This window comes from Mesoplasma tabanidae (assembly GCF_002804025.1).
Taxonomy (GTDB): Bacteria; Bacillota_I; Bacilli_A; order Mycoplasmatales; family Mycoplasmataceae; genus Mesoplasma; species Mesoplasma tabanidae.
Genome location: NZ_CP024969.1, coordinates 225,339 through 239,393 on the forward strand (window position 1 = coordinate 225,339; position 14,055 = coordinate 239,393).

Annotated in this window: 16 protein-coding genes and 1 other RNA gene; 15 read left to right on the plus strand and 2 right to left on the minus strand. The window is 26.1% G+C overall.

Translation table 4 applies throughout. The annotated features are described in order from the left end of the window. Positions 1-16: 16 nt before the first annotated feature. The 8 genes from rsmD (at position 17) to MTABA_RS01100 (ending at position 6,793) form a co-directional block, all read left to right on the plus strand. Positions 17-586: a 16S rRNA (guanine(966)-N(2))-methyltransferase RsmD gene (gene rsmD / locus MTABA_RS01065; RefSeq protein ID WP_100679355.1), complete on the plus strand. Its 570-nt coding sequence runs from the start codon at positions 17-19 to the stop codon at positions 584-586. Next, positions 576-1,469 carry a guanylate kinase gene (gene gmk / locus MTABA_RS01070; RefSeq protein WP_100679357.1) on the plus strand — a complete coding sequence of 298 codons (894 nt, stop codon included), beginning with the start codon at positions 576-578 and terminating at the stop codon, positions 1,467-1,469. Before rsmD ends, gmk begins: the two co-directional genes overlap by 11 nt. Then, positions 1,450-2,727 (plus strand): 16S rRNA (cytosine(967)-C(5))-methyltransferase RsmB, encoded by a 1,278-nt coding sequence (gene rsmB, locus MTABA_RS01075; protein WP_100679358.1) that lies wholly within the window; start codon positions 1,450-1,452, stop codon positions 2,725-2,727. The genes gmk and rsmB overlap by 20 nt, the downstream gene beginning before the upstream one ends. An 80-nt stretch (positions 2,728-2,807) precedes the next feature. Continuing rightward, positions 2,808-3,509 (plus strand): hypothetical protein, encoded by a 702-nt coding sequence (locus MTABA_RS01080; protein ID WP_100679359.1) that lies wholly within the window; start codon positions 2,808-2,810, stop codon positions 3,507-3,509. Positions 3,510-3,521: 12 nt separating this feature from the next. After that, a complete protein-coding gene (gene cmk, locus MTABA_RS01085; RefSeq protein WP_100679360.1) occupies positions 3,522-4,181 on the plus strand; it encodes a (d)CMP kinase in 660 nt (219 codons plus the stop codon). Positions 4,182-4,184: 3 nt separating this feature from the next. Next, entirely contained in the window at positions 4,185-5,492 is a 1,308-nt protein-coding gene (gene der / locus MTABA_RS01090; RefSeq protein ID WP_023025531.1) for a ribosome biogenesis GTPase Der, read from the plus strand. A gap of 5 nt (positions 5,493-5,497) precedes the next feature. Then, entirely contained in the window at positions 5,498-6,502 is a 1,005-nt protein-coding gene (locus MTABA_RS01095; protein ID WP_100679362.1) for an NAD(P)H-dependent glycerol-3-phosphate dehydrogenase, read from the plus strand. Between the two features lie 18 nt (positions 6,503-6,520). Next, positions 6,521-6,793 carry an HU family DNA-binding protein gene (locus MTABA_RS01100; RefSeq protein WP_100679364.1) on the plus strand — a complete coding sequence of 91 codons (273 nt, stop codon included), beginning with the start codon at positions 6,521-6,523 and terminating at the stop codon, positions 6,791-6,793. Between the two features lie 44 nt (positions 6,794-6,837). Here the strand turns inward: MTABA_RS01100 and MTABA_RS01105 are convergent, their stop codons facing one another. Further along, a complete protein-coding gene (locus MTABA_RS01105; protein WP_100679365.1) occupies positions 6,838-7,803 on the minus strand; it encodes an IS30 family transposase in 966 nt (321 codons plus the stop codon). Between the two features lie 182 nt (positions 7,804-7,985). Between MTABA_RS01105 and MTABA_RS01110 the strand changes: the two genes are divergently transcribed. After that, positions 7,986-8,525 carry a DnaD family protein gene (locus MTABA_RS01110; protein ID WP_100679367.1) on the plus strand — a complete coding sequence of 180 codons (540 nt, stop codon included), beginning with the start codon at positions 7,986-7,988 and terminating at the stop codon, positions 8,523-8,525. On the opposite strand, the gene MTABA_RS01115 is transcribed toward MTABA_RS01110, so the two are convergent. Further along, complete coding sequence (locus MTABA_RS01115; protein WP_100679368.1) at positions 8,506-9,006, minus strand: Holliday junction resolvase RecU; 501 nt, start codon at positions 9,004-9,006, stop codon at positions 8,506-8,508. The genes MTABA_RS01110 and MTABA_RS01115 overlap by 20 nt on opposite strands. A gap of 81 nt (positions 9,007-9,087) precedes the next feature. Here MTABA_RS01115 and MTABA_RS01120 point away from each other — a divergent pair, with 81 nt between their 5' ends. The 6 genes from MTABA_RS01120 (at position 9,088) to MTABA_RS01145 (ending at position 14,045) form a co-directional block, all read left to right on the plus strand. After that, complete coding sequence (locus tag MTABA_RS01120; RefSeq protein WP_100679369.1) at positions 9,088-9,444, plus strand: hypothetical protein; 357 nt, start codon at positions 9,088-9,090, stop codon at positions 9,442-9,444. Between the two features lie 44 nt (positions 9,445-9,488). After that, positions 9,489-9,822, plus strand: an RNA gene (gene rnpB, locus MTABA_RS01125) — RNase P RNA component class B. A 34-nt stretch (positions 9,823-9,856) separates the two neighbouring features. Beyond that, positions 9,857-10,324, plus strand: a complete 468-nt coding sequence (locus MTABA_RS01130) for a CinA family protein (RefSeq protein WP_208611720.1) — start codon at positions 9,857-9,859, stop codon at positions 10,322-10,324. A gap of 41 nt (positions 10,325-10,365) precedes the next feature. Continuing rightward, positions 10,366-11,406: a recombinase RecA gene (gene recA / locus MTABA_RS01135; RefSeq protein WP_100679370.1), complete on the plus strand. Its 1,041-nt coding sequence runs from the start codon at positions 10,366-10,368 to the stop codon at positions 11,404-11,406. Positions 11,407-11,497: 91 nt separating this feature from the next. After that, on the plus strand, positions 11,498-13,009 hold the full coding sequence (gene rny / locus MTABA_RS01140) for a ribonuclease Y (protein ID WP_100679371.1): 1,512 nt from the start codon (positions 11,498-11,500) through the stop codon (positions 13,007-13,009). 73 nt (positions 13,010-13,082) lie between these two features. Further along, the gene (locus MTABA_RS01145) at positions 13,083-14,045 is read left to right on the plus strand and encodes a Gfo/Idh/MocA family protein (RefSeq protein ID WP_100679372.1); all 963 of its coding nucleotides are present in this window, start codon (positions 13,083-13,085) and stop codon (positions 14,043-14,045) included. The last annotated feature ends 10 nt before the right edge of the window (positions 14,046-14,055 follow it).

The window sequence follows — 14,055 nt, forward strand, 5'->3', positions numbered from 1 at the left end:
ATTATCAAGGAGTTAAATGAACGTAATAGCAGGCAAATACAAAGGATTAAAGTTAAATACTTTAGAGGGCAAAAATACAAGACCAACTTTAACAAGAATCAAAGAAGATGCATTTAACATTATCAATAACTATTTTATTTTTGAAAATAAGAGAAGTCTTGATATTTTTGGTGGAAGTGGTGCACTAACAATTGAAGGTTTAAGCAGAGGAATATCATATGGAGTTATTAACGATTATTCAAGAGAAGCATTAAAAGTTATTAAATTAAACTTGGAAAAAACAAAATCTAAAATTTGAGAAACACACAATAAGGATTATCTGGAATTACTTGATTACTTAGCTTTTAGAAATGAAAGTTTTGATTTAGTATATATGGACCCACCTTTTGCAAAGACTGAATCTTATCATCAGGTCTTTAAAAAGCTACTTGATTTAAATTTATTAAATAATTGAGCAATAATTATGATTGAATCAGAATTGCCTTTGGATGAAAACATCTTAGCTCAATTTAAATTATTAAAATACAAAGATTACAATAAAAAACATTTATATATTATAAGATTGGAGAATGAAAATGGAAAATAAAGGAAAAGTAATAATTATATCAGGGCCAAGTGGTGTAGGTAAGGGAAGTGTTAATGGTGAACTATTAACAAATAAAGAATTAAAATTAGAATATTCAGTTTCAATGACAACAAGAGCACCTCGTGAAGGGGAAATTAATGGAGTTAACTATTTCTTTGTTTCAAAAGAAGAATTTGCAAATGCAATTGTAAACAATGAACTTATTGAATATGCAAACTTTGTAGGTAATTCATATGGTACACCAAGAAAATATGTTGAAGAGAAACTAAACCAGGGTAAAAATGTTATTTTAGAAATTGAAGTTGATGGAGCAACTCAAGTTTTAAGAAATGAAGAAAATGTTTTATCAATATTTTTAATGCCACCAACTTTAAATGAATTAGAAGCAAGAATTAAAGGTAGAGCGACTGAGTCTAAAGACAAAATTAAAGCGCGATTAGATAAAGCATTACTAGAAATACCTTTAAAACATAACTATGATTATGTTGTAGAAAATGATTCTGTTGAAAACGCTGTTTCAAAAATTACAGATATTTTAATTAGAGAAAAATGTGCTGCTGGAAATAAAGAATCTAAATTTAAAGATCTTATTAAAATTGTTGAGCGTATTGTTGATGAAAAATATACTTATTTTATTAATAATTGGGAAGCCAATGTTAAACTGCTTGCTCACAATACTGAAGCAAAAGAAGAAGCTCAAAATTTTGATGCAAGAGAAGAGTTAATTAAAATTTTATCTTCAGAAGTATATAGAAAAACTTTAGCTCACGGAGACTTTTCAAAAATAAATAATGTTGAATATGTAGACTTCAAAATTCAAAAATTAATGTTCAAAATTAACTTTTTCAGTATAAAACAAAGAAGTGATTTTAGTGGAGACTAATAATTCAAGAAAAATTGCATTTGAAATACTTAAAAAAGTATTCAAAAATAAATCATTTTCGAATATTCTTTTAAATGATGTATCAAAATTGCAAATTTCAGATAAATTTAAGAACTTAATTTTTGCTATAGTACATGGTACTATTACAAATAAAATATTAATAGATCAAGTTTCAAGAAAATTAATTGATCCTAAAAAAACTAATATTGATATTCAAATATTATTGTGAATGAGTATCTATCAAATACGTTTTTTAAAAACAATACCTCAATACGCAGTAGTAAATGAATCAGTTATGATTGCAAAAACTGTCAACCATAAATTTTCAGGTTTGTTAAATGCATGCTTAAAAAAAGTTATTAATAATGAAGAAGAATTGTTTAATTTTTCATCTTTAGCAGAAACAGAAAAAATTTGTATAGAAAATTCATTTCCTAGAAATTTATTTAATTTAATTGAAAAAGGTTATGGATTTGATATTGCAAAAAAAGTTGCTATAGATTCAAATAAAAAACCTGTAATTAGTTTTAGAATAAATACATTGAAAGTGAACGAAGAAAACTTTTTCATCAAAAATAGTGAAGAGTATCAACTAAAAAAAACTGATATTAAAAGTTGCTATATTTCTAAAAAAGCAATTGTTAAAAGTGAAGCATATAACAATGGTGAAATAACTATTCAAGACCCAGCTTCAATTTTGGTAGCTAATATTTTAAAGCCGACAAAGGGTTCTAAAGTTTTAGACATGTGTAGTGCTCCAGGTGGAAAATTAACTCATTTAAGCATGATAATGGAAAATACAGGTAATATAACAGGATACGAAATTAGTGAAAATAAAATAAAGTTGATAAAGCAAAATATTGACAGATTAAATTGTAAAAATATTCAATTAATATGTGGAGATGCCACTTTAATAGATGAAAAAGAAAATTATGATTTTATTTTATTAGACGCTCCTTGTTCAGGTTTTGGAGTACTAAAGAGAAAACCTGAAATAAAAATTAATAATATAGATCTTAAAAGCATTAATAATATTGTAGATATTCAAAAAAAATTACTAGAAACTGCTTATCACAATTTAAAAAGCAAAGGTACTATGGTTTATTCAACATGTACAATAAATCCATATGAAAATCAAAATCAAATTAAGCAATTTACGAAAAAATATAAAGACATTAAAATCATTGAAGAAAAACAACTATTTGGTTTTGAAATGAATACAGATGGTTTTTATATTTGCAAAATGATTAAAGAATAGAAGGTTTGACCTTTTATTTTTTGTTGTTTAAGATTAAAAGTTGTATTTGTTATAAAATATATATAAAAGGAGAAAGCAAGATGGATAAACATTTGTCAAGAAGTGAACTTCATAAAGAAGAAGTTAATGAAATTAATAATAAGTTTGCTGAAAATAGAGATATTTTAGCAATGAATTCGTTTGTTACTTCTTCATTGGCAACTTTGAAAAAAATGGATCTTGATTTTTTCACAAAAGTTGAAAAAATTTTAAATCAAGAAAATGATAGTGTTAAATTCCATTTGGAGCATGACCCTGAAATAAAACATTTTAACTACGAAATAATTAGTCAGCTTAATGATTCTCTTGAAGAACTGAAAAAAATTCAAAATTATGAATCAAGCAGTAATACTAGTGAGAATAATGAAATTATGTTTGAAGAAAAAGAATTTTATAAAAAAGAATTGAAAGATTTGTTAGATTCCTTAAGCGAGAAAAATAAAAAATATCTTGAGCGAATAAATAACAGTGAAGCGTATAGAACAAATTATGCAGGTGAAAAAAATGAAACGTTAGCTAAAAGCTTTTTAAGTTATGATGAAAAGATAGCAATTAATAAAGAAATTAAAAGATTACCATTTGATCAGTTAACAGTTGAGATAAAAGCAAAGCAAAGAGAAAAAATGCATAATTTAAGTCAAAGCAAGAAAAGATTTAAAATAAACACCAAAATATTTACTATCATTTTTGCATCTTTTCTAGTAATAGGTTTATTAGGAATAGTAATTATATTTTCAATTTAAAAGGAGGTTAACATGAAAAATAAAATTGTTGTAGCCGTTGATGGAACCGCTGGTAGTGGTAAAACAGCAACATTTGCTACAGTTGCTAAAAAAGTAGGTTATGAATTTATTGATACAGGCTTAATGTATAGAGCTTTTACTTTGCTTTGCATTGAGTCAAAAGTGGATTTTTTAAATAAAGAAGAAATAATTAAAACATTAGTTAATTTTGATTTTTCAGTTATCAATGGTAAGCCTTATTTAAACGGTAAAGAAGTGGAAAAAAGAATTCAAGAAAATGATATTGTTAAATTTATTAATTACGTAACTCCAATACCAGAAGTAAGAAAATTTATGGTTAATGCTCAAAGAGCAATGGTCACTGGTGGAGGCTGTATTGAAATAGGAAGAGATATAACAACTGTTGTATTACCTGACGCTGATTTAAAAATTTATTTGGATTCAAGTGTTGAAGCAAGAGCTGAAAGAAGATTTAAGCAAAATCAAGTATTGAAAATTAAAAATAATAATCTTGAAGAAATTAAAAATTCAATAATTAACAGAGATGAACAGGACTTTAAAAATGGATTAAGAAAAGTAGAAAATGCTTGATTAATTGATAATTCAAATATTCCAATCGAAGATGTTGTTAATATGGTTGTTGATAAAATAAAAGAATTGGAAGGTAAATAGATAATGAAAAAAGGAATAGTAGCTATAGTTGGAAGACCAAATGTTGGTAAGTCTTCACTATTTAATAGAATCATTAGAGAAAAAAAATCTATTGTTGAAGATACACCTGGTGTAACAAGAGACAGGATTTATGGAACAGCAGAATGATTAACAAGAGAGTTCATTGTTATTGATACAGGTGGTATAACACTTGAAGATCAACCGTTTGCTAAAGAAATTAAGGTGCAAGCAGAAATAGCAATGGAAGAAGCTGATGTTATTGTGTTTTTATTAAATCATCAAGAAGGTTTATCTGATGAAGATAAAATGATAGCAAAAATTCTTTATAAAACAAAAAAACCTATTGTTTTAGCTGTAAACAAGTATGATAAAAAAACTTCTGATTTTGATCAATATGAATACATGAGTTTAGGATTTGGGGAACCAATTCTTATTAGTGCAACTCATGGAATTGGTACTGGAGACTTGTTAGATGATATAATTCATCAAATGCCGTCACACGAAGAAATAAACAAAGACAACAGGACAAGAGTTTCAATTATAGGAAGACCAAATGTTGGTAAGTCTTCACTAGTTAATTCATTAATTGGAGAAGAAAGAATGATCGTAAGTGATATTCCGGGTACTACTTTAGATGCTGTTGATTCTGTTGTAAAAGTAAATAACATAGAATATACATTAATAGATACTGCAGGAATACGGAAGAAATCTAAAATTTTTCAAAATGTAGAAAAATATAGTTATTTAAGATCATTAACAACAATTAATGGTAGTGATGTTGTTTTACTGATGTTGGATGCATCAGTGCCAATTAGTGATTTAGATACAAACATTGGTGGACTAGCTTTTGAAGAAAGAAAACCAATTATAATAATAGCTAATAAATGAGACTTAGTAGAAAATAAAGAAAAAGAAATATTAAAAAAAGAAGATGAAATAAGAGCTTATTTTAAATACTTAGCATATGCAAAAATTTTATTTGTTTCAGCACACGATAAAACTAGAATTACTAAAATATTTACAGCAGTTGAAGATATTAGAACAGCACTTGATAAAAAAATTAAAACTTCTGTATTTAATGAAGTTTTAAACAAAGCACAGTTGATAAATCCAGCGCCTAACTTTAATGGTGGAAGATTAAAAATTTATTATGGTGCTCAAGTAGAAGCGTATTTACCTACTTTTGTTCTTTTTGTGAACAATCCTGATTATGTTCACTTTTCATATAAAAGATTTTTAGAGAATCAAATAAGACTTCAATTTGGATTTGAGGGTGTACCAATGTCAATTATTTTCAGAGAAAGGAAATAGGCACTATGAGTAAAAAAAATATAACAATTATTGGAACAGGAGCTTATGGAACTGCATTAGCAAATGTATTAGCAGATAACGACAACAATGTTATTATGTATGGAATAGTTGAACAACAAGTTGACGATATTAATATTTATCATCAAAATTCAGTTTTTTTTGATAATAAAAAGATTAACAAAAAAATTAGAGCAACCAGCTCTATGGCTGCTGCTTTAGAAAACACAGACATATTAATTTTAGGTGTCCCAACAGCTGCCATTAAACATGTTGTTAATGATATTATTAAATATGCTAAAAGACCAATGGACATAATTAACACAGCAAAAGGTCTTGATGAAGAAAACTTAGGATTACTTTCAGATAAAATTAAAAAATATTTTGAAGGATCAAATGTTTTAGCAACTTACTCTGCATTGTATGGACCATCAATTGCAGTTGAAGTAGTTGATCGTCAACCAACAGCTATAATGATTGCTTCAGAATCAATTGAAAAAGCTAAAGAGCTATGCGATGTATTTTCAAATGAATATTTTTATATGTATCCAACAACTGATATTGCCGGATGTGAAATATCAGCAGCTTTAAAAAATTCAATAGCAATTGGTGGGGGTATTCTTAAAGCATATAATGCAGGAGATAATGCTCACGCAACTTTGTTAACTCTAGGCTTAAATGAAATGTATGAGTTTGGAAAACATTTTGGAGCTAAACTTGAAACATTTTTAAATTTTGCTGGATTAGGAGATTTAATCTTAACAGCATCAAGCAAAAAATCTAGAAATTTTAGATTGGGAGAAAGAATTGTTGAGTTAAATGATGCTAAAAAAGCATTAGAATCATTTAATTTAACTGTCGAGGGCGTTGAAACAGCCAGAATAGCACATGAAATAGGTGTTAAATATCAAATAAAGATGAATTTTTTTGAAATAATATATAATATTTTATATAATAATGTTAAGCCTATTTCACTTTTAAATAATGTCTTTAGAGACGTGAAATTAGTTTAAAAAATTAAAGGAGAAAATATGACAAAAAAAGACTTAATTAATGAAATTATTGCTAATGAAAATATTTCAAAAGTTGAATGTGAATCAGTAGTAAATTCATTGTTCGATTTAATTATTGAAGAATTATCTTCAGGAAATGAAGTTTCAATAGCAGGATTTGGAAAATTTGCAATTAGCGAAAGAGCAGCAAGAGAAGGAATTAACCCATCAACAGGTGAAAAAATCTCAATTTCAGCTTCTAAATCAGCTAAATTTAAAGCAGCTAAACAATTAAAAGAAAAATTAAACTAAAAGTAAGCATATGCTTATAAATTAAAATTGGAAGTGCAACACTTCTAACCGAATGTCTCATAAAATTCCTGAGCTGATTTGTAGTTCAGAATTTTACGAGGCATTTTACTTATTTCATTTAATATTTCAATTATATTATCATCTGTTAAATTTGTAAAATTAGTTTTCTTAGGTAAATATCTTCTGATTAATCCATTAAAGTTTTCATTAGTGCCTTTTTCACAAGAAGCATACGTATTACATGTATAAAGTGGCATGCTTAATTCTTGTGTGACTTCATGTAAAAGATTAAATTCCATACCGTTATCTTTAGTGATAGATTTAATATTTAAATTTTCTTTTCCAATTAATTCTTTTAATTTTTCATTTGTATGTTTCATAGTTTTATTTTCTAGTTTAATTGCAAAACCCTTTCGGGTAACTCTTTCGACAAGTGTAATTATTGCTTTTGAAGTGTTACCTGCACCCACAACTAAATCTATTTCAAAATGACCTACTTCTTTTCTTTTATTAATATTTTTAGGTCTATAAGTAATTGGAATAGAGTTCATTTTTGAAATTTCTCATAGATATTTCTTATATTTACTAGACTTTCTTCATCAAAACCTAGGTCTAAGCAAGTCTTTTGATTTTATTTTTATTTGTTTATTTTTAATTCAATTGTAAACAGTTTGAGTTGTTGGGGTTTTGATTCCAAGTTCTTTGGCCTTAAAAACGCAAACATCAATACTAAAGCTTTTTGGATTAAAATTTGCATAAAGAAATCTTAAGAATTCCTTATATTTATTTATTTCATTTTGATGAGATAAGGTGTTATTAATGTCTCTAGTAAATTGCGCATCTTTAGCTTTATAAATTACAGCTGCTTTATTTCTTTTGATTTCTCTGTAAATCGTTGATCTATTTCTATTTAGTTCTTTAGCTATGAAAGAAACTGATTTATTTTGAACATTTAATAGATATTCAATTAATGTTCTTTCTTTTAAAGATATTTGTTTATAAATATTCATGGTAACTCCTTTGGGCTTTAGTCGGTCAAGGGGTTGCTTTTTTGTATCAAAAAAACTGCAATGCCTATGAGATTATTTTCTCATAAGTGTTGCAGTTCCAATTTTAATTCGTAAGCATATGCTTACTTTTTTTTATTTTTAAATTAAAATAAAATACATATGACAAAAAAGGATGTGTAACTATGCTTATAGAATTATTAGCAAAAGGATTAATTTCAAAACATAAATTATTATTAGAAAACTATAAAAAGATTTCAATGAATGAAAATCAGGTGATGATAGTTTTGTTAACAATGCAATTTAGTGATGAAAATAAAAAAATGATTACACCCTTAAAACTATCAAAATTTATGAATATTTCAATTGATACAATTGAAGTTGAGTTACAAGATTTAGTTGATAAAAGACTTGTTAAAATCAAACCAAGGGAAATAGATTTTAGTCAGCTATTTTTAAAAATAGTTTTATTAATTGAAAATGAATCAATTAAAAAAGGCGAAACTTATTTTATTCAAACTATTGAAAAAGAAATTGGCTGAAAATTCACAATTCCACAGATTGAAGAATTAAAAGATCTTTTACAAACTTCTATATCAAGACAACAGGTATTAGATATTTTATATAAACATCAAATAAGTGACTATGAAGCATTTCTTAAATTAATTGGTAAATATTCAAATAAGATAGAAAAATCATTAAAATTTAATTGATTAGAAAATTAAGTTTGGGTAAATAATTTAATTTAAATTCATTATCTAAATATACTTGATAAGCATTATCTAAGAATCATTCATAAGGAATGGTTTTTTTATTTTTATTAACCCAAGTTTTTAAAGTTGAATAATTAACAAGAAAAAATTCTTCATAATTACCAAAATAAATTATTAGAAAAGCTATGCCTTTATTATTAATAACTAATTTCATTTTTTCATTTTGATTTTTTCTAATTAAGTGAAAATCAAAATAATCTTTGTAAGTTTCTTTTGCTTCAAATTCAAAGTACATGCCCTTATAAACACCAATATAGTCGCAGTTTAAACTGTTTTGAAACTTAGCATTTGTTATTTGATTATTTTTAGTGCTGATTGGAATAATATTTGTTGGTATTTTTGAAACTACACAATCATTATTATCAATGTATTTTTGATGTGTTATATTTAAGAGCGTTTCAAGAAACATTCCTTGATTTTTAATTGGATTCATTTAATCACCTCATATTAGTATTAAGGGATTTTTTATTTTTAATTACATGATAAAATAAATAATAAACAATGGAGGTGCTTTATGAAAAAACCAAATATATTAGCAGAAGAAATTTTGCATGAAAAAATACCGCAAGAATTTCCTGGATACAAGATTGAAAGTGTTAATAGTTTGTTAGATAAAATAATTGTTCAAATGAAATATTATGAAGATGAGTTAGAACAAATGAACAAGCTTTTAGAAGAAAAAAACAAAACTATAATAGATTTAGAACAAAAGGCAACTAAATATCAAAGTTTAGCAATTTCCAAAAGTACTGAAGTTGATAAATTAACAAAAGTGCACTTATCAAATTCTGACTTTGTGAAACAATCAAAACAAATTGATACATTAGAAAAAACAATGAAATTAATTTTAGAAAAATTAGAAAATAAATAAAAATTTTATAAGTTAATAAATATAAGATAAAATAATATATGAGATTTTATGGTCAATCGCTGCATTTAATAAATGTAGAGGAAACTCCACGCTTGCACAATCTGAGATGATTGTAGTGATTATGCTAGACGAAAAAATAAGTCTAGGCAGTACGCAAGTATTGACGGCATAACTAGCCTAAGGCTTTGCTATGGTAATGTTATGAAGTGCCACAGAGACGAGTATAGGGAAACCTTGAAATGGAACGCGGTAAACCCCATAAGTAAGAAACTTAAATTTTGGTAAAGGAACTTGGTGAGCAGAAATGAATGTAAACCAGGAGGATTATATCCTAGATAGATGATTGACACCGAAAGGTACAAAACGTGGGTTATATTAAAATCTCATATTTTTTAATAGTTTGTGGTGAATTATGGAAACAATGAAAAAACTTGTAGATTATTTAAAAGAAAATAATCAAACTATTTCTACTTGTGAATCTTTTACAGGAGGAATATTTGCAAATGAAATAACTAATATTTCAGGAGCAAGTAAAATTTATGTAGGTTCGTTTATTAGTTATCAAAATTCATTCAAACAATCAATAGTAGGTATTAATAAACGAATTATTAAAAAATATGGTGTAGTGTCAGAAAAATGCGCTATTAAGATGGCAAAAAATACTTTAAAAATAACTAATTCAGATTTTTCAATTAGTTTTACAGGTAATGCTGGACCAATTGCGATAGAAAATAAAGAAGTTGGAATAGCTTATATATGTGTTTGTTCAAAAACAAAATATAAAGTTATTAAAGTCCAAGAAATTAATATGAATAGAATACAATTTAAAGAAAAAGGTTTGGCTGTTGGTTTAAATCTTTTTTTAGATTTCGTTAAATAAAATAATTATTTACCTTAATAATTTATTGGAGGTAAATTAATATGAATAATATAAAAACAATAGAAGGAGCTTCAAAAAGAATGAGCAATAAAAATGATATTTGGAAAAACGAAGCTCTTGTAACTGCTTTAAAAACAATTGAGAAAAATTATGGTAAAGAAGCATTAGTTGTTTATAATGAAGGCAATGATATTGATCATGATGTTATTTCATCAGGTTCATTTTTGATTGATCAAGCAATTGGTATAGGCGGATATCCAAAAGGTAGAGTAGTTGAAATATTTGGGCCTGAATCATCAGGTAAAACAACTCTAGCTCTTCATGCTATAGCAGAAGCACAAAAAAAAGATGGTGTGGCTGCATTTATAGACGCTGAGCATTCTCTTGATTTAAACTATGCAAAAAAAATAGGTGTTGACATTAATAGTTTACTTGTTAGTCAACCATCATATGGTGAAGAAGCATTAGATATATTAGAAACATTAGTAAAATCAAATTCAATAAGTTTAATAGTTGTTGACTCTGTTGCAGCCTTAGTGCCTAAAACTGAATTAGAAGGTGAAATGTCTGATCAATCGATTGGTTTACAAGCTAGAATGATGTCAAAAGCATTGAGAAAACTAAATGGAGCAATTTCAAAATCAAAAACAACAGTTATATTCATTAATCAATTAAGAGAGAAAATTGGAATAATGTTTGGTAATCCAGAAACAACAACTGGTGGTAGAGCTTTAAAGTTTTTTTCAACTTTAAGAATAGAAGTTAGAAAAGGCGAGTCTTTAATTGAAAATGGTATCGTTGTTGCTAATAAAGTTAAAGTTAAAATTGTTAAGAATAAAGTAGCAGCTCCTTTTAAGCAAACACTAATTACAATTGGATATGATAAAGGAATTGAACGTACAAATGAAATTATAGAATTAGCTACTCTTTATAATATTTTAGATAAATCAGGTGTTTGATATTCATACGAAAAAGAAAAAATTGGGCAAGGTAAAAATGCAGTCAAAGAGTGGTTAAGTCAAAACCCGGATAAAGCAATTAAAATTGAAACTGAATTAAAGCAATTTATTGATAGGGCATAATAATTTCTTATTTTAAACAATAATTTTTAAATATTATTTTTTGAAGTATAATATATTATGTGTTTAATAAGCACACTTTAAAGGAGTAAGAATGGGAATTATTATAGGACTGATAATTGTTTCAGTAGCCTTAATAATATCACTATGCTCATTACTATATATATTGACTTCAAAATCACAAAAAGTCTTAAATGCAAAAAAGATTAAAGAAGCAAAAATTGAAAGAAAAAAAATTCTCTCAGATACATATAGAGAAATTAATGAACAAAAAAAGTCATTTGAAGATAGTCTTCAATTTGAAAAAAATAAATTAGAGATTGCTAAACAAAACTTAGAAAATGAAAATAACTTATTAATTAAAGAAAGGTCAATTATTCATAAACAACAAGAATCTCTTGATATTAAAAATATTGATTTAGATAAAAGAATAAAAGACTATTTTGAAAAAAGAGAAGATCTTATAAAAAGATTAGAAGTTATAAGCAATATGACAAGTTTTGAAGCAAAAGCAGAGTTAATGAAAAATGTTGAATCAAAAATTCAATATGAAATAGTGAGTCAAATCAAGCAAGCAGAAAACTTAGCTCATTCAAGAGCTAAAGAATTATCAAATAGTATTATATTATCTGCAATGGAAAGATTTAAAACAGATATTGTTAATGAAAAAACAACAAATCTTGTTAAACTTCCAAATGATGATATTAAAGGTTGAATCATCGGAAAAGATGGGAGAAACCTTAAAACTTTTGAACAATTAGCTGGTGTTGAAATAATAATTGATGATACACCTGAAGTAGTTACAATTTCATCATTTAATCCAATAAGAAGAGAAATTGCTACTAAAACTTTAGAAAAATTATTAATTGATAAAAGAATTCAGCCAATTAAAATTGAGAAAGAATTAAAAAAACAAGAATTGTTAATTGATGAAACTATTTTAGAAATAGGTTATCAAGTAATGGATGAACTTGGTATCCACGATATGGATAAAGAGTTAGTTAAATTAGTTGGTAAACTTAAATATAGAACTAGCTATGGTCAAAATGTATTACTTCATTCCATTGAAGTAGCAAAGATTGCTTCAATTATTGCATCTGAGCTTGGTTTAAATTCAAAGCAAGCATTACGTGCTGGTCTATTGCATGATATAGGTAAAGCAATTGATTTTGAGAAAACAGGAAGTCACGTATTTTTAGGTGTAGAAGTTGCAAGAAAGTATGGCGAAGAAGAGGTAATCATCAACTCAATTGAAGCTCACCATGAAGATGTTGCTAAAGAAAGTGAAATAGCAGTTATTGTTGCTATTGCTGATGCTATTAGTGCTTCAAAACCAGGCGCAAGAAATAATTCAATCGAAGATTTCATAGTAAGAATGAAAGAAATTGAAAAAATAGGAAATAAAATTCCAGGTATATCAAAAACTTATGCATTCCAAGCAGGAAGACAAATCAGGGTTATTGTTGATCCAGTAGAAACTGATGATAAGGATCTTGTTGGTATATTAGAAACTCTAAAAAATGACTTAAAAAATAGTGTTATTATTCCAGGTGAAATAACAATTACCGCAATAAGAGAAAAAAGAGAAATTTTAGTATTTAACTAAAAAGGTTTTTAACCTTTTTTTGTTTATATAAAAGTTTTAAAATTAAATTAAGTAGAAAGACTAAGGTAGAGTTATGAAATTTGCAACAATTGGAACAGGATGAATAGTTAAAGAATTTTTGGATGCAGCAAAAGAATTTAATGAGCTTGAATATTATGTTTGTTATAGTAGAAAAGAACAAACAGCAACTAAGTTTTTAAAAGAAATAGGTTATCATAATACAAAAATAATTACTGATTTAAATGATCTTGCAAAATCAGAATGTGATTTTGTTTATATTGCTTCTCCCAATGGATTGCATTATGAACAAGCAAAACTTTTGTTAAGCAATTTTAAAAATGTAATCTTAGAAAAACCAGCAGTATTTAAATATGAACAAATATTAGAATTAAAAGCATTAGCTAACAAAAATAAAGTTATATTAATGGAAGCTACAAAGTCAATTCATGTGGATAAAATAGAAATAATAGAAGATTTTATAAAAAACAATAATGTTAATTCAGCTGTATTTAACTTAAATCAATATTCAAGTAGAATGAATGATATTAAACAAGAAAAATATAATTCTGTTTTTGATTTTGAATTAGGAAAAGGTTCATCATTCGATCTAAACGTTTATCCAGTTGAATTAGCAGTAAAATTATTTGGAAAAGTTGCCGAAATAAAAGCTGCTAACATCAGATTAAAGAATAATGTAGGAATTATTAATCATTCTATTTTGGTTCATGAAAATGGGATTATAACTTCAATAACATGTTCAAAAAATAATTATCAATCTATTAATTCACAAATATTTGCTGAAGATAAAAATGTTGAAATTAAAAATATAACAACAGTTAATGAATTCACTATAAATAATTTTATTTTAAGACTTGCGCCGCTTAATATTAAATGCAATAAAATCAATACAATGTGATATGAAATAAAGGATTTTATTGATTTAGTTTTAAATAATAATTTTGAAAAAATGAATTATTGACTTGATATAACTATAGAAACAATTAGAGTTCTTGAAGCTATTGAAAATAATAACTAGGTTAATTAAA